At 71.4% G+C, this 14,723-nt stretch carries 17 protein-coding genes; 5 read left to right on the forward strand and 12 right to left on the reverse strand.

The annotated features are described in order from the left end of the window. Nucleotides 1-45: 45 nt before the first annotated feature. Nucleotides 46-456: a carboxymuconolactone decarboxylase family protein gene (locus tag ACQPZA_RS31135; protein ID WP_433275650.1), complete on the forward strand. Its 411-nt coding sequence runs from the start codon at nt 46-48 to the stop codon at nt 454-456. 19 nt (nt 457-475) lie between these two features. Here ACQPZA_RS31135 and ACQPZA_RS31140 read toward each other — a convergent pair whose 3' ends face one another. Next, a complete protein-coding gene (locus ACQPZA_RS31140) occupies nt 476-2,029 on the reverse strand; it encodes a multicopper oxidase family protein (protein ID WP_433275651.1) in 1,554 nt (517 codons plus the stop codon). Continuing rightward, on the reverse strand, nt 2,026-2,379 hold the full coding sequence (locus ACQPZA_RS31145) for a hypothetical protein (RefSeq protein WP_433275652.1): 354 nt from the start codon (nt 2,377-2,379) through the stop codon (nt 2,026-2,028). Before ACQPZA_RS31145 ends, ACQPZA_RS31140 begins: the two co-directional genes overlap by 4 nt. Before the next feature lie 169 nt (nt 2,380-2,548). On the opposite strand from ACQPZA_RS31145, the gene ACQPZA_RS31150 reads away from it, so the two are divergent. Further along, a complete protein-coding gene (locus tag ACQPZA_RS31150) occupies nt 2,549-2,896 on the forward strand; it encodes a PadR family transcriptional regulator (RefSeq protein WP_169396783.1) in 348 nt (115 codons plus the stop codon). Beyond that, on the forward strand, nt 2,893-3,564 hold the full coding sequence (locus ACQPZA_RS31155) for a permease prefix domain 1-containing protein (protein WP_433275653.1): 672 nt from the start codon (nt 2,893-2,895) through the stop codon (nt 3,562-3,564). The genes ACQPZA_RS31150 and ACQPZA_RS31155 overlap by 4 nt, the downstream gene beginning before the upstream one ends. A 5-nt stretch (nt 3,565-3,569) precedes the next feature. Here the strand turns inward: ACQPZA_RS31155 and vapC are convergent, their stop codons facing one another. Both vapC and ACQPZA_RS31165 read right to left on the reverse strand, forming a co-directional pair. Next, entirely contained in the window at nt 3,570-3,977 is a 408-nt protein-coding gene (gene vapC / locus ACQPZA_RS31160; protein ID WP_169396781.1) for a type II toxin-antitoxin system VapC family toxin, read from the reverse strand. Beyond that, a complete protein-coding gene (locus ACQPZA_RS31165; RefSeq protein ID WP_433275654.1) occupies nt 3,968-4,186 on the reverse strand; it encodes a type II toxin-antitoxin system VapB family antitoxin in 219 nt (72 codons plus the stop codon). The genes vapC and ACQPZA_RS31165 overlap by 10 nt, the downstream gene beginning before the upstream one ends. Nucleotides 4,187-4,259: 73 nt before the next feature. On the opposite strand from ACQPZA_RS31165, the gene ACQPZA_RS31170 reads away from it, so the two are divergent. Then, the gene (locus tag ACQPZA_RS31170) at nt 4,260-5,183 is read left to right on the forward strand and encodes an SDR family oxidoreductase (RefSeq protein ID WP_433275655.1); all 924 of its coding nucleotides are present in this window, start codon (nt 4,260-4,262) and stop codon (nt 5,181-5,183) included. A 24-nt stretch (nt 5,184-5,207) separates the two neighbouring features. Here the strand turns inward: ACQPZA_RS31170 and ACQPZA_RS31175 are convergent, their stop codons facing one another. The 7 genes from ACQPZA_RS31175 to ACQPZA_RS31205 form a co-directional block, all read right to left on the reverse strand. Next, a complete protein-coding gene (locus ACQPZA_RS31175) occupies nt 5,208-6,032 on the reverse strand; it encodes an MOSC domain-containing protein (RefSeq protein ID WP_433275656.1) in 825 nt (274 codons plus the stop codon). Continuing rightward, nucleotides 6,029-6,952 (reverse strand): ABC transporter substrate-binding protein, encoded by a 924-nt coding sequence (locus ACQPZA_RS31180; protein WP_169396778.1) that lies wholly within the window; start codon nt 6,950-6,952, stop codon nt 6,029-6,031. The genes ACQPZA_RS31175 and ACQPZA_RS31180 overlap by 4 nt, the downstream gene beginning before the upstream one ends. Nucleotides 6,953-6,979: 27 nt before the next feature. Beyond that, on the reverse strand, nt 6,980-7,693 hold the full coding sequence (locus ACQPZA_RS31185) for an ABC transporter permease (protein WP_433275657.1): 714 nt from the start codon (nt 7,691-7,693) through the stop codon (nt 6,980-6,982). Continuing rightward, on the reverse strand, nt 7,690-8,346 hold the full coding sequence (locus ACQPZA_RS31190; RefSeq protein ID WP_169396776.1) for an ABC transporter permease: 657 nt from the start codon (nt 8,344-8,346) through the stop codon (nt 7,690-7,692). Before ACQPZA_RS31190 ends, ACQPZA_RS31185 begins: the two co-directional genes overlap by 4 nt. A 13-nt stretch (nt 8,347-8,359) precedes the next feature. Continuing rightward, on the reverse strand, nt 8,360-9,457 hold the full coding sequence (locus tag ACQPZA_RS31195) for an ABC transporter ATP-binding protein (protein ID WP_433283071.1): 1,098 nt from the start codon (nt 9,455-9,457) through the stop codon (nt 8,360-8,362). Between the two features lie 117 nt (nt 9,458-9,574). Beyond that, nucleotides 9,575-12,424 (reverse strand): putative bifunctional diguanylate cyclase/phosphodiesterase, encoded by a 2,850-nt coding sequence (locus tag ACQPZA_RS31200; protein WP_433275658.1) that lies wholly within the window; start codon nt 12,422-12,424, stop codon nt 9,575-9,577. Nucleotides 12,425-12,649: 225 nt separating this feature from the next. Beyond that, on the reverse strand, nt 12,650-12,967 hold the full coding sequence (locus ACQPZA_RS31205; RefSeq protein ID WP_433275659.1) for a S24/S26 family peptidase: 318 nt from the start codon (nt 12,965-12,967) through the stop codon (nt 12,650-12,652). A gap of 78 nt (nt 12,968-13,045) precedes the next feature. Between ACQPZA_RS31205 and sodN the strand changes: the two genes are divergently transcribed. Further along, entirely contained in the window at nt 13,046-13,462 is a 417-nt protein-coding gene (gene sodN, locus ACQPZA_RS31210) for a superoxide dismutase, Ni (protein ID WP_433275660.1), read from the forward strand. A 108-nt stretch (nt 13,463-13,570) separates the two neighbouring features. Here the strand turns inward: sodN and ACQPZA_RS31215 are convergent, their stop codons facing one another. After that, entirely contained in the window at nt 13,571-14,692 is a 1,122-nt protein-coding gene (locus ACQPZA_RS31215; protein WP_433275661.1) for a catalase family protein, read from the reverse strand. Nucleotides 14,693-14,723 lie beyond the last annotated feature (31 nt).

A 14,723-nucleotide genomic window follows, 5' to 3' on the forward strand; every position in this document is an offset into this window, starting at 1 on the left:
GCACGGCACGCGAAGCTCGTCCACCATGTTCAGGAGGAACCCCGAATGGCCTCGAAGGAAGCGTACGAACGCGGGCTGCAGCTCCTGCGTGAGACCAACGGTGAGAACGGGCTGAAGGTCCTCGACGTCCTCGCCGACGTCTCACCCGAGCTCGGCAACCAGGTCGTCGGCTGGGCGTTCGGGGAGATATCCGCCCGCCCGAACCTCTCGCGCCGCGACCGGCAGCTCCTCAACCTCGGGATGCTCACGGCGCTCGGCACCGAACCCCAGCTCGAGCTGAACATCAACTCCGCGCTGAACATCGGCCTCACCCCTGAGGAGATCGTCGAGGCCTTTCTGCACGCGCTCGTCTACTGCGGCCTGCCGCGGGCCCTCAACGCCACCCTCGCTGCCAAGAAGGTGTTCGCCGAACGCGGTCTGCTGCCCGTCGTCCCCGGCGGGACGACCACGTCCTGAGGCAGGTCCCGAGGGCAGGTCACACCGTGCGGATCGTCGCCATCATCGCCATGTCCTCGTGCTCCAGGTTGTGGCAGTGGAACACGAACTTGCCGGCGTAGTGCTCGAACCGCACTGCGACGTCGACGATCTCCCCGGGCCGGATGTCCACCGTGTCCTTCCACCCGCCGTCGTAGGGCCCCGGGCCGAAGCTGCCCCGGCGCAGCACCTGGAACGCGTCGAGGTGCACGTGCACGGGGTGGTGCACGTCGCTGACGAACCGCCACACCTCGGTCCGGCCGAGCGGGACGTCGGCCAGCGAACGCTCCGGATCGAACGAGGTGCCGTTGATCGCCCACCCCCGGTGGTCACCGACCGCGCCCCGGGTGAACCGGAACGTCCGCCGGCTCGCGCCCGGCGGTGGCACGAGCGGCTCCACGTCGGCGAGCCGCTCGGGAACCCGGCTGTCGTCCTTCGCAGTGCGCACCACCCGGAACCGCATGACGTCGGTCGTCCGGCCCGTTCCCAGCGGGTTGACCATCGTGACCTCGGTGCCGACCGGCAGCGCCGTGAAGTCGACGACCACGTCGAACCGTTCGCCTGCGGCGAGGTCGAGCGCCTGGTGCGTCACCGGGGCGGCGAGCAGCCCGCCGTCGGACCCGATCTGGACGAGCGGCAGGTCAGACGCCCCCGGCACCTGCAGCACGAGCCGGTACCGGCGGGCGTTGGAGGAGTTGAGCAGCCGCAGCCGGTAGCGCGCGGCGTCGACCTCGTGCACCGGCCAGGGAGCCCCGTTCACCAGCACGACGTCGCCCAGTACACCCTCCATCCAGTCGTCCTCGACGCCGGGCACGGAACGCATTCCCTGGTCCAGCCCCGGGTAGGCGAAGGAGCCGTCCGCGGCGAACGCCCGGTCGCAGATCATCAGCGGCAGCTCACGCTCGCCCCGGGGAAGGGGCAGCGCGTCCTCGACGTCGTCGCGCACCAGGTGGAAACCGGCGAGACCCCGGTAGGTCGCCGGACCGGTGAAGTCCATGCGGTGGTCGTGGTACCAGAGCGTCGCCGCGCGCTGGTCCATCGGGTAGCGGTACTCGCGCTCGCCCGCGGCGAGGTCGCCGAGCATCCCGTGGTGCGTCATCGGGTCGGCGGTGCTGCCCACGGGGAGCACCAGGTCCAGTGGCCAGCCGTCGCTCTCGGCGGGGGTGTGCCCGCCGTGCAGGTGCACCACGGTGGGCACGGGCAGCTCGTTGCGGTGCAGCACCACGACGGGGCGCCCCCGGCGGGTCTCGAACGTGGGGCCGGGGAAGATCCCGTCGTAGCCGAGCACGGGGGTGCGCGTTCCGGGCAGGATCTCCAGGTCGGCGACGCGCTGCGTCACGCGGTAGAGATCGGCCCCGCTCGGGTCCGTCCCGGCGGGACGCGCCACGGGCGGCACGGGTAGCGGCACCCGGAACGGCTCGGGCAAGGGCAGGGCACTGGCCAGCTGCTCGCCCGTCTGGCCCGGCGTCGAACCCAGCCCGCAACCGGCCAGCGCGACCCCGGCACCGGCCGCTCCGAGCAGCCCGAGGAAGCCGCGGCGGGACAGCCGGGTCATCGCCGGCTCCGTGGCCGGGCCGCCGAGGGGGTCCACGCCCAGGCGGCCAGGAGCACCGAGACGACGACGATCGCGACTCCGAGCGGGATGTGCAGTTCCAGCTGCCGTGCGTAGCCCGCCGTGACCTGGAACGCGTCGGCGAGGAAGAGCAGCACCGCCACCGGCAGTATCCACAGCCTGCCCCGGCCGCCGAGCACGTAGGCCAGTGCCACGGCGATCACCACCATCGCCGCCAGTATCAGCAGCGATCCGATGAGGCCGTGCACGCCGATCGCGTCGACGTCGCCGGTGAGGAACAACCCGGCCAGTACGGGCTGGGCGAGCACCGCCAACGCGTGCACGGTGATCACCGCCCGGAGCGTCCACAACGAGATTCGAGGCCTGCGCACGACCGGAGCGACCGGAGCGAGAGTGTCCACACCTGAAGAATCTATAAGTAGAGTGCCTACATATACATCCGGGATTTCCCTGATCCTCATCCTGATGCGCGATCAGCTCGGGTAGGTAGAATCCCTACTCGTGCGACCCGACGCCGTCCGCGGCCACCTCGACGGGCTGATCCTCGCCGTGCTCGAGGACGGACCCCGCCACGGTTACGCGATCATCGAAGCGCTGCAGACGCGCAGCGGCGGCGCCCTCGACCTGCCCACCGGCACCGTCTACCCGGCGCTGCGCAGGCTCGAGCGCGCGGCGTTGCTCTCCGGCACCTGGAGCACCGTCGCCGGCCGCGAGCGGCGCACGTACACACTCACCCGCTCCGGGCGCCACGCCCTCGCGGGCCAGCGCGCCGAGTGGAACGAGTTCAGCGCCGTGGTGGATGCGGTGCTGCGGCCCGCCGCCGGACGGCCGGCGGGAGGCCTGTCGTGACCGTCCAGGATCCGGTCGACCAGCACCTCGCCGAACTGGCGCGGGCGCTGCACGGCCCCGCCCGCGTCCGGCGGAGCATGCTGCGCGAGGCGCGCGACGGACTGCACGACGCCGTCGCCGCACACCGCACCTACGGGCTCGCTCCGCGGGAGGCGGCGGTGCGCGCCGTGCGCGAGTTCGGCGCCGTCCGCGAGATCGCCCCGCTGTACCAGCACGAACTGGTGGCGCGGCAGAGCCGGTGGGCGGCACTGCTGCTCCTGGTGGCCTTCCCGGGGATGACGTTCGGCTGGGACCTGCTGTGGCGCAACGGCGTCGGCTGGGACACGAGTCCGCCCCCGACGCTCGTCGTGGCGCTGGCGCGCCTGCAGGACACCGCGAGCTTTCTGGTGGCAGCCGTCGCCGTCGTCCTGCTCGCGGTCACGTTCCTCCGAGCGGCCCCCACGCGGCAGGTCGCGGTGCTGGCGGGTCTCACCGGTGTGACCGGTGCGGTCGTCTGCGGCGGCACCGGCGTGGTGATGAACCTGGTCAACGGCCCGGCGACGGCCGCCATGCTCGTCACGAAGCCGTTCGCGCTTCCGGCGTTCATGGTGAGCGCGCTGGTGTGCGCACTCGTGGTGCGTTCAGCGGTGCGCACGCTGCGGGTGGCCGCAACCCGGGTCGTGGACTGAACGGATCAGACCAGTGACCGGACCCGCAGATCGGGTAGAGCCCTGGCGAGCACGTCGAAGTCTCGGTCGCGGTGCAGGAGGACGGCACCTGTCCGCATCGCGACGGCGGCGATGAGACAGTCGAGCAGCTTCCGCACCGTGCCGCCACCGGCTCTGACCGCGCGGTACGCCACCGCCGCGTGGCGATAGTCCAGGAGAGCATCGACCGACAGCAGAGCCAGCCCGCTGGTCAGCTTGTCAATCTCGGTGAACGCGCGCTCCGAGCCCGCGCCGGCGAGCAGTTCCATGACCACGGGTTCGGTGACGGCGATGTCGTGCGGACGCTCGCGCACCAACTCGCGGACCGCCACGTTCGCCGGTGACCCGGTGGCGCGGAAGTACTCGATCCACGCCGACGAGTCGATCAGCTCCACTCTCGACCCTCGATCTTCGACGTGCGCATCTCGTCGAGATCGCCCTCCCAGCCGATCCCTTCCAAGCCCTCCAGGAACTCCGGCGACAGTCGGGGACCGACGAGCCGCCGCAGCGCCAGGTCGACGACCTCCTTCTTCGTCCTGAGGCCGTAGCGACGCATCGCCTCGGCGACAAGTTCATCGTCGAGGTCGATGTTGGTGCGCGACATACACCAACCATACACCTCACTGAACCCGTTACTTCGACAGGGGATGTCAAGGATTTCTGTCATCGTGAGGACCATGACGCTGGAGAACAGGCCACTCACCGACCGCGTGGCCCTGGTTGCGGGGGCCACCCGAGGAGCGGGCCGGGGCATCGCGGTGCAGCTCGGCGCGGCCGGGGCCACCGTGTACGTCACCGGCCGGTCGACCCGCGGCAGGCGCAGCGAGTACAACCGGCCGGAGACGATCGAGGAGACCGCCGAGCTGGTCAGCGCGGCGGGGGGCACCGGTATCGCGGTGCCCACCGACCACCTCGTGTCCGAGCAGGTCGCGGCGCTCGTGGCCCGCATCGACGCCGAGCAGGGCCGCCTCGACGTGCTGGTGAACGACATCTTCGGCGGCGACTTCCTGGCGGACTGGGACAAGCCGGTGTGGGAGCACTCCCTCGACGACGGGCTGCGGCTGCTCCGCCTCGCCGTCGACACCCACCTCGTCACCGCGCACCACGCGTTCCCGCTGCTGATCCGCAAGCCCGGCGGCCTGGTCGTCGAGGTCACCGACGGCACCGCCGCGTACAACGCCGAGAACTACCGCATCAACGTGTTCTACGACCTCGCGAAGATCACGCCGATCCGGTTGGCGCGAAGCTGGGCCCACGAGCTCGGCAGCCACGGCGCCACGGCGGTGGCGCTGACACCGGGATGGCTGCGCTCGGAGCTCATGCTCGATGTCTACGGCGTCACCGAGGAGAGCTGGCGCGACGCCTGCGCGAAGCAACCGCACTTCGCCATCTCCGAGACACCACACTTCATCGGCCGCGCGGTGGCGGCGCTGGCCGCCGACCCGGAACGGGAACGCTGGCAGGGCTCCTCGCTCTCGTCGGGCGGCCTGGCCCGCGAGTACGGGTTCACCGATCTCGACGGCTCCGCACCCGACGCCTGGCGTTACGTGGTGGAGGTGCAGGACGCGGGCAAGCCGGCCGACACGACCGGCTACCGCTGACCGGGGCCGACCGACGCAGCCCGGTCAGCCCAGGACGACGGGGTCGCCCTCGCGCACCACACCACCATCGAGCACCTCGGCGTAGACGCCTGCGCACGGCAGCACCCCGAAACCGGGCACATCCACCCGGTTCTCGGTGAGCAGGGTGCGCACGGCGTGCACGGCACGTGGCAACGACCCGTGTTCGAGGGTGGGCACCGAGCAGCGCGGGGTGGGCAGCGTGCCACGGAGCCGGACCTCGCCGATCGTGATGTCCCGGCCGACCCAGTCGTTCTCGGCGAAGGGCACCCCCCGCTGGCCGGCGACGACGACGTTGGGCCGGTAGCGCACCGCCTCGGTGCCGATGTGGTCGAGCGTAGCGGTGGTGATCAGGTGCACCGGGGCGTAGTCGACGAACGAGGAGCCGCTGGTGCCCTGCGCGATCTCCAGCGTCTGGTACGGCACGTCGGCCTCCACCCCGCCGGCCAGCACGTCCTCCGGGTCCGGCCGTTCCACCGTGGCGCCGGGAGGCCGCGTGCCCGCCAGCACGACGGTGCGCCCGAGCACCGCCGACAACAGCTCGTCGACGCCGTCGTCCGTGGCGCCGACCGAACTGCCGTCGGGGAACACGATGCGCACGCCCGTGCCGTCGTGCACGGCACTGAACCGGAGCAACGACCGCCACAGCCGCGGGTGTTTCGCCGTGGCCACCCGGCCGGTGACCGTGTCGAGCAGGGCGAGCGTGCGGTCGCCCTCGACCCCGCCCACCGTGAGCACGGCCTCGGTGAGCGGCTCGCCGAGCATCGACTTGACCGGGTACCGGCGCAGCGCCCCGACCGCCCCAACGGCGCCGGCGCCCGGCACGGTCACCCCAGGCCGTTCTGGGTGAGCCAGTTCTTCGCCACCGTCTCGGCCGACGGCTTCGTGTCGCCCGCAGCCTCCGCGTTGAGAGCGGTGAGGTTCTCGGTGGTGAGCTTGGCGGAGACGCCGTTGAGCACCTGCGTGACCGTGTCGTTGACCTTCGCCTTGTTGATCAGCGGCACCACGTTCTGCGCGGCGAAGTTGTCCTTCGGGTCGGTGAGCACCACGAAGTCGTTGGCCGGGATCGACGCGTCGGTGGTGAAGATGTCAGCGGCCTGCACGTCGCCGTTCTTCAGCGCCGAGACGGTGAGCGGGCCACCCGCGTCGAGGGACCGGTACTCCTTGAAGTTGCACCCGTAGGTCTCGGCGATGCCGGGGATGCCGTCCGGGCGGGTCTGGAACTCCGGCGGCCCGCCGAACGTCAGCTGCCCGCAGTTCGGAGCGAGATCGGCGAGGCTCGTGGCGTTCAGGCGGGTGGCGGTTTCCCTCGTGACGACCACGGCGTCCTTGTCCTCGGCCGCGGACTTGTCGAGCACCGTGAGGCTCCCCGGCAGCGCGGACTTCAGCGCCGTGTACACGGCGTCCGGCGCGGTCTCCGTGGCCTGCTTGTTCAGGAACTGCAGGAGCACGCCCGTGTACTCCGGGATCAGGTCGATGGAACCGTCCTGCAGGCCCGGGAAGTACGTCTCACGGCTGCCGATGTTGAGCTTCTTCTCCACGTTGATGCCCTTGGCCTGGAGGGCCTGCGCGTAGATCTCGGCGAGGATCTGGTTCTCGGTGAAGTTGGCCGACCCCACGATGATCGTGTCGGAGGGCGCCGCGGCGCTACCGCCCGAGTTGAGCGGGTCGGAGCCGCCGCCACACGCCGCCAGGGCGAGGGCGGAGATGGCCGCCAGTGCGGCGGTGCGGGCGATCAGGGAGCGTCTCATCAGGTGGTCCTCCGGCTGGGAACGGGTTCAGGCCGCCTGCGAGGCGGGTCGGGGGTCGGGCACGGCCCGCAGCCTGCGGCCCCGGGCAGGAACCGCCTGGAGGCCGGGCGAGACGAGCACCTTCTGGAGCGCGGCGAGCAGCAGGTCGCACGCGATGGCGAGCGCGGCGACGAGTATCGAACCGCCGATCATCTGCGGGAAGTCGCGCACGGCGAGGCCGTCGACGATGAACCGGCCGAGCCCGCCGAGTGCGACGTAGGCGGCGATCGTGGCGGTGGAGATCACCTGCAGCACCGAGCTGCGGATGCCGCCGACGACGAGGGGCAACGCGTTGGGCAGCTCCACCCGGAACAGCACGTCGCGCCCGCGCATGCCCATGCCGCGCGCCGCGTCGACCACCGCGCTGTCGACGTTGCGCACCCCGGCGTAGGTGCCGGCGAGAATCGGGGGGACGGCGAGGATGACCAGCGCGATCAGTGGCCCGATCAGGCCGATCCCGATCGCTCCGACCAGCAGCACGAGCAGGCCCAGCGTGGGCAGCGCGCGCAGGCCGTTGGCCAGCCCCACCACCAGGAAGCCACCACGGCCGGTGTGCCCGATCCAGGCGCCGAGCGGCACCGCCAGCACCAGCGCGATCGCCATGGTGATGGCCGTGTAGCCGATGTGCTCCATCAGCCGCTGGAACACGCCGCCCTGTTCGGTCCAGTTGGTGGGGTCGAAGAGCCATCCGAAGTAGTTCATGCCGCGCTCCTCGCCGTGGACACGGGCCGGCTCCACGGGGTGAGCAGGCGCCCGATGCCCACCAGCGCGCCGTCGACGACCAGTGCCATCACGAGCACCAGCACGATCCCGGCGATGATCTCCTGCGGGATGCTCCGCTGGAACCCGTCGGTGAACATCTTGCCGAGCCCGCCGAACCCGATCACCGAGCCGACCGTGACCAGGCTGATCGAGGACACCGCCGCCACCCTGATGCCGGCCACCACGACCGGGACCGCAAGGGGCAGCTCGACCGCCAGGAAGCGGCGCACCGGCCGGTAGCCCATGGCCGTGGCCGCGTTGACCACCACGGCAGGCACGGCCGAGAGCGCGTCGGCGACCGTGCGGACCAGCAGGGCGACCGTGTAGACCGTGAGCGCCACGATCACGTTGATCGGGTCGAGGATCTGCGTGCCGAGCAGCGGCGGGAGGATCACGAACAGCGCGAGCGACGGCACGGTGTAGAGCAGGCCGGCCACGTTGATCGTGAACGTGCGCCCGATGCCCGTGCGGTTGGCCAGCCAGCCCAGCGGGAGCGAGAGAACAACCCCGAGCACGACAGGGACGAGCGCGAACACCAGGTGTTCCAGGGTGAGGTCCCAGATCAGCTCGAGATTGCCCAGTACCCACGTCATCGGCGCGCGCCTCTCATGCCGCCGCCGGATCGGGCCGGGCGTCCTCGAGTGCGCGCAACACGTCGTCGGCGCGCACCGAGCCGGCCACGCTCCCCGTGCCGTCGACGGCCACCCCCTGGCCGGACGGCGACGAGAGCGCGGCATCGAGCGCGCTGCGGAGCGACCCCGACTCCACCTCGTAGAGCGAACCTCCGGGGATGAGGTGCTCGTGCTCGACGGCGAGGCCGCCGTCGCGCCCGGACCCGTGGATCCAGCCCAGCGGCTGCCGCGCGCCGTCGACGACCAGGACCCACCCGGCCCCGTCGGGAAGCGATTCGCCGAGCGTGACCGTGGGCAGCTCGCCCAGCGGCAGCGCGGCCGAGGACAGGAAGCCCAGCCCGCGGTAACCACGGTCGCGCCCGACGAAGCCGTCGACGAAGTCGTCGGCCGGGCGGGCGAGCAGCCTGCCGGGCTCGTCGTACTGGGCGAGCAGCCCGCCGGTGCGGAACACCGCCACCTTGTCGCCGAGCTTGACCGCCTCGTCGATGTCGTGGGTGACGAAGAGGATGGTCTTGCCCAGATCGGCCTGCAGCCGCAGCAGCTCGTCCTGCAGGTTCTCCCGCACCACCGGGTCGACCGCGCTGAACGGCTCGTCCATCAGCAGGATCGGCGGGTCGGCCGCCAGCGCCCTGGCCACGCCGACCCGCTGCTGCTGCCCGCCGGAGAGCTGCCCGGGGTAGCGCCGGGACATCTCCGGAGCCAGGCCGACGACCTCCATCAGCTCGGCGGCACGCTGCCGGGCCTTCGCCTTGGACCACCCCAGCAGCAGCGGCACCGTGGCGATGTTGTCGAGGATCGTGCGGTGCGGGAAGAGCCCCGCCTGCTGGATGACGTAACCGATGCCACGGCGCAGGTCGGCGGCGTCGGCCGCCATGATGTCGTGTCCGTCGATCGTGATCGTGCCCTCGGTGATCTCGATCATCCGGTTGACCATCCGCAACGATGTGGTCTTGCCACATCCCGACGGACCGACGAAGACCGTGATCTTCCCGGCGTCCAGCGTGAGGTCGAGGTTGTCGACTGCGACGGTGCCGTCGGGGAAGCGCTTGGTCACGCCCCGGAACTCGATCATCCGGGAGACCTCCGTGTTCACCGACGACCTCTTGCCGGTCGCCGCGTCACACGAGGCTATCCCGCTCCACCGACAGCCGCGACAGATCGTGCCCCGACCGAGATCGACCAGGCGCTCCTAGGTGGCCGGGGTGGCGGGGGTGGCCGATGCCGGTGTGGGGATCCGGCCCTGCAGCAGCACGTCACGAAGCCGCACGGCAGGCAGCGGCCGGGAGAAGAGCCATCCCTGGTAGGCGTCGACGCCGATGCCGCGCAGCACGTGGAACTGGTCGGCGGTCTCGACACCCTCCGCCACGGTGGTGCGGCCCATCGCCCTCGCCATGTCGACGACCGCGCGGGCCACCGCGAAGTCGGCGGGACAGTCGGCGATGCCGGTGACGAACGACCGGTCGACCTTGACGATCTGCGCGGGGAGCTCCTTCAGCCTCGCGAGGGAGGAGTACCCCGTGCCGAAGTCGTCGACGGCGAACCGCAGCCCACGCTCCACCAGCTCGGCCATCGCGGCCAGCGCGTGCGGCGGCAGCGCGACGAGGCTGGTCTCCACCAGCTCGAGGACCAGCCGGTTCCAGGCCAGCCCGGCGTCGATCACCGTGTCGCTCACCACGGTGAGGAAGTCGACCTCGCTGGGCAGCAGTCCTGCCAGGTTGATCGCGATGGCCGGCTTGCGGCCACGGTGCTCCGGCCAGCCCGCCGCCTCGCGCGCGGCCGTCCGCAGCACCCACAGGTCCAGCTCGCGCAGCAGGCCGCTGCGCTGCGCGACCGGCAGGAAGTCGGCGGGCGAGATGAGGCCCCGGTCCGGGTGCGGCCAGCGGACCAGCGCCTCGGCGGAGAGCACCGTGCCGTCCGGGCCGACAACCGGCTGGTACTCGAGCACGAGCGAGTCACCCGCGATGGCCTCGCGCAGCTCGGCCTCGAGATCCAGGGCCTGGGTCGCGGAGCTCATGATGCCGTCGGTGGCCATCCCGATGGCGCCGCGGCTCTGGCGCCGCTTCGCGTCGTGCATCGCGGCCTCCGCGAAGCGGAGCAGGTCGGCGGCGCGCGCCTCGCCCGTCGGGAGGGACGTGGCGAGCCCGACCGACGCGGTGAGCTGCACCGGCCTGCCGTGCACCGTGATCGTGGTGGTCAGCAGGTCGGCGACCACCTTGGCGAGCAGATCCGGACCTCCCACCTCGGTGTGGTCGGAGCAGATCACCACGAACTCGTCACCCGAGAGCCTGCCGGCGGTGCAGCTCACCGGGAGCTCCCGCTGCAGCCGCCCCGCCAGGGTGAGCAGCAGGTCGTCGCCGGCCTCGTAGCCGAGTGAGGAGTTGACCCTGGCGAAGTCGTCGAGGTCGCCGCACACCACCGCCACCCGGTACCGGGACGCCCCGGCGAGGAGCCGGTCCACCAGCTCGAGGCAGGCCGCCCGGTTGGGCAGGCGGGTCAGCTCGTCCACGGTGCCCGCGCTCCGCAGCACCTCGGCGGCCCGCCGCCGGTCGGAGATGTCGGTGCACGCGACCAGCCAGAACCAGCCACCGTCGTCGGCGGAGGTGACGGACACCGCCATCTCGCACCACACGGTGGTGCCGTCACCGCGCCGCAGTGGCGCGGCACCGACCCGGTAGGCGTGGCGGGCACCGGGCGGTACCGGTCGCAGCCAGCCGGGCAGCACCGGGCCGCCGTCCGCCGCGGGCACCTCGGCGGGCCAGGTGTCCGGGATCAGCAGCTCGTCGACCGACAACGCGGCCGCCTGGATCCCGCGCAGCCGCTCCAGCGAGGTGTCGAGCAGCCGGCACAGGCCCGGGTTCGCGTCGACCACCCGGCCCGACGGGTCCACCAGCGCGACACCGGACGGGACGATGGACATCAGGTCGGCGAAGCGCTGACCCGACAGCTCGACCCGCCGGCGCGCCAGCCGTTCCGCGCTCACGTCGTGGACGACCCCGACCAGCCGCACCGGGGTGCCGTCATCGGAGCACTCCACCTCGGCCCGGCAGCTGAGCATCCGGTTGCCGGGCAACGGCAGGTCCAGGTGATGGTCCCCGGCGCGCGCCCCCGAACGCAGGCTCTGGCACAGCAGGGCAACCTGCTGGCCCTCGACCGGCGCCGACCCGGCACCGTCGGGGTCCACGCCGAGCGAGCGGTAGAGCTCCTGCAGCGTCTCGCTGCGGTGCAGGGTGGACGTAGCCAGGTCGAACGTCCAGGTGCCCACCCGCGCCAACCTCTCCAGCTCCGCGGTCCAGCCCGGGTCCACCACGCGGCTCGCGAGAGCCGAGCAGTCGTCCAGCTCGACCAGCACGACGGCCGACAGACCGGCGCCCGGCAGCTCCCAGCGGACCACCCGCACCCGCACCCGGCTGCCGTCCACGCGGACCAGCCGGGCGTCGGCGTCCGGGCCGACGACGAGCTGCGACAACGTCAGCCCGAACAGACCGCCGCCCGGCTCGTGCCCTCCCCGCATGGCGTCGGCGGGATGGACGGCCGGACCGTCCGTGTCCCGGCCGGACAGCCGCAGCAGCGCGGAGTTGACGCGCAGGATGTGCTCGGCGCTGTCACAGACGAGCGCGGGAGCGGCCGGCAACGGCACGATCTCCGGCCCCGCGGTGGCGTGCGGGAGCAGGCTGCTGCCGAACACGGCGTCCCGCAGGGCTGGGAGCACGTGGGACGCGCTCCGGCCGGCGGCGGGCTCGCCGAGCTCGGCCAGCTGGACGGCGCGCGGGTCGGCGGTGGACCCCGGCGCACGGTCCCCCGCACCCGCGTCCCCGCTCCGCTCCCCCTCCGAGCGCTGCGGGACGGCGGCCGTGGCGCGCGCCGCGCGGGCGAGGAACATCGCCGCCCGCGGGTGCATCTCACGGCCGAAGACCGCGTGGCGCGAGCGGAGCAGATCCGCCCGAGCCGCGGCTTCGGTGATCAGCCGGTCGGCCTCGTTCGGCCCAGCCGCCTGCCCACCCGCCGAACCCTCACCTGATTGGTGTCCGAGCTCATCCACGTGGCCCCCTGCGGTCATGGCGTCTATCTCACCGGGTCAACGACGCCGAATCGCGCTCGATCTGGACGACCGCCCAAACGGCCTACCTAACGTTGAGGACGAGAACCCGCTGGTCAGCACCGTGTGTCACCGGTGCATCCATGTGGGGGTGGCGCGGTAAGGATGGGTTACCCGGCTGCCGCCGCTGTCACTGCTCGTCAGTTCTGACCGGAACGGCCGTACGGCTCAGGGGCGCGGGTTGCTGCGCAGCCGTCCGGGCCGCGGCCACAACCGCCAGCCCACCACGGCGAGCACCTCGGCCTCCCCCAGCCCGCGCGAGTCGGTGGAGCCGTAGGGGTTGTCGCCGAGCACCCACCACCCGGTGCCCGCACGGCGCACCGCCCGCTTCACCGACAGCTGCCCGGGACGCGCGGCCCACCGCACCAGCACCACGTCCCCCGGACGGGCGGCGGCGCCGAACCGGGCGAGCACCACATCGGCGTCACGCAACGTCGGCGACATCGACGGACCCCGTACGGCGACCCTCCGCCAGCGCACGCGCACCCCCTCGCCGCTCTGCTGCGGCAGAACTCCCAGAGTAGTGTCGGACGTGCCAGAACGATCACCAACCAGGGAGGACCCATGCGGCTGCTGTCCCGCATTCTCCGCCCGCGGCTGGAGGCCACCGCGCACTGCGACCTCCCCTGCGGCGTGTATGACCCGGCTCAGGCCCGCATCGAGGCCGAGTCGGTCAAGGCCATCCAGGAGAAGTACCAGAGCAACGAGGACCCCGAGTTCCGCACCCGGGCCATCCTGATCAAGGAGCAGCGCGCGGATCTCGTCAAGCACCACCTGTGGGTGCTGTGGACCGACTACTTCAAGCCGCCGCACTTCGAGAAGTACCCGGAGCTGCACGAGCTGTTCAACAAGGCCACCAAGAAGGCCGGCGGCGGGGCCGACGGCGCCAAGTCCTCCATGGACCCGGCCACCGGCCAGGAGCTGCTCGACCTCATCGCCCAGATCGACAAGATCTTCTGGGAGACCAAGTCGGCTGCCTGATCCAGGCGCTGAACGGCGCTGACCAGCGGGAGCACTCTCTCGTGGGTCAGCGCCGTTTTTCGTTGTCGGGTGGTCTGCCACGGCCCGGGCGGCACGAGTGTCGGCGGCTCACGGCAGCAGCTCGTCGGCGCTGCGGGGTTCTGTGCGCTGCTGCTCGTTGAGCTTGTGGCGAAGGATCGAGGAGTGGCGGTAGACCTTCTTGCGTGCGCGCATGATGTTGCCGAGGGGCGCGTGCTCGGCCGTCACCCGCCACGGCGTGAAGGAGAGCGCATCCATCTTCTCGAGGTTGCCGTCACCTGAGATGTCCTGCTGTGGGATCCGCAGCGTGGCCACCGTGACGAACGGAGAGAGCCGCTCGGGCCACTCCACGGTGACGTCCTCGACCGGCATCCGCTCCAGATCGGTACACAGCTGGACCTGGATGTCGAAGGCATACGGGCGCTCGGACAGCTCCGCCACCAAGGCGGGCCGGAAGACCTCCGCCGCCGACGTCGGGTCGATGCGGCGCCGGACCACGGCGTCGGCGAAGGAGGGGTCGGGGGCGATGCGGACCTTGGCCATGTAGTCGCCGTGCCGGACCGCGCCCATGGTCCAGTAGGTCGACAGCAGCACGTTCATCGGTGATATCCGGGACAGCCGGAGGAATGCCAGGAACTCGTCCCACGCCCAGTCCTCCGGGTCGAGCGTCCCCTTCCCGGTCACGAAGTCGCGGAAGAAGCGATGGGCTCCCGGCCGGCCTTGGGCGAAGTAGCTCGGCGCTTCGAGGAAGAGATCCTGGATGAACAGGTAGTGGTCGACCGTGTTGCAGAAGAAGATCGACCCGTTGATGTTGGTGTAGTCGAAGGTGCGCGTGTCGGGCTCGTCCGCCAGCAGAGTCGGGCCGTCGATGTCGAAGATCTTCAGCGCCAGTCCGGTCGCGCTGCCGAGCCGCGCGTCCGCTCCGGCGTGCGGGGAACCGTTCGAGAATCGGATCAGTGCGTCATGCCGTCCAGGTGTGGCGTAGATGCCCTGCGCGTACTCGGCGGGGAGCCCACCCAGGATCTCGACCTCCCCCCGGACGAGGCCGTAGCCCTTGGCATGGGCGTCGCGGACGGCCCGGCCGGTGGCGCCGGCCGCCACGGACTCGGCGATGTAGCGCTCCGTCTTCTCGATGACCGTCTGCAGATCCTCGTCGAACCGGGGTTCAACGGTCTCGACGTCCGCCGTGTAGGGAACGAACTGTGGTGCCATGTCCTCGACCGGTCCTTTCTGCGGTTTCCGC

The organism is Pseudonocardia xinjiangensis, from assembly GCF_050948425.1.
GTDB lineage: Bacteria > Actinomycetota > Actinomycetes > Mycobacteriales > Pseudonocardiaceae > Pseudonocardia > Pseudonocardia xinjiangensis.

Coding starts and splice junctions, on each gene's coding strand:
- ACQPZA_RS31140 (WP_433275651.1), bottom strand. CDS start 2,029: ATGACCCGGCTGTCCCGCCGCGGCTTCCTCGGGCTGCTCGGAGCGGCC.
- ACQPZA_RS31180 (WP_169396778.1), bottom strand. CDS start 6,952: ATGAGACGCTCCCTGATCGCCCGCACCGCCGCACTGGCGGCCATCTCC.
- ACQPZA_RS31170 (WP_433275655.1), top strand. CDS start 4,260: ATGACGCTGGAGAACAGGCCACTCACCGACCGCGTGGCCCTGGTTGCG.
- ACQPZA_RS31190 (WP_169396776.1), bottom strand. CDS start 8,346: ATGACGTGGGTACTGGGCAATCTCGAGCTGATCTGGGACCTCACCCTG.
- sodN (WP_433275660.1), top strand. CDS start 13,046: ATGCGGCTGCTGTCCCGCATTCTCCGCCCGCGGCTGGAGGCCACCGCG.
- ACQPZA_RS31135 (WP_433275650.1), top strand. CDS start 46: ATGGCCTCGAAGGAAGCGTACGAACGCGGGCTGCAGCTCCTGCGTGAG.
- ACQPZA_RS31195 (WP_433283071.1), bottom strand. CDS start 9,457: ATGATCGAGTTCCGGGGCGTGACCAAGCGCTTCCCCGACGGCACCGTC.
- ACQPZA_RS31185 (WP_433275657.1), bottom strand. CDS start 7,693: ATGAACTACTTCGGATGGCTCTTCGACCCCACCAACTGGACCGAACAG.
- ACQPZA_RS31215 (WP_433275661.1), bottom strand. CDS start 14,692: ATGGCACCACAGTTCGTTCCCTACACGGCGGACGTCGAGACCGTTGAA.
- ACQPZA_RS31165 (WP_433275654.1), bottom strand. CDS start 4,186: ATGTCGCGCACCAACATCGACCTCGACGATGAACTTGTCGCCGAGGCG.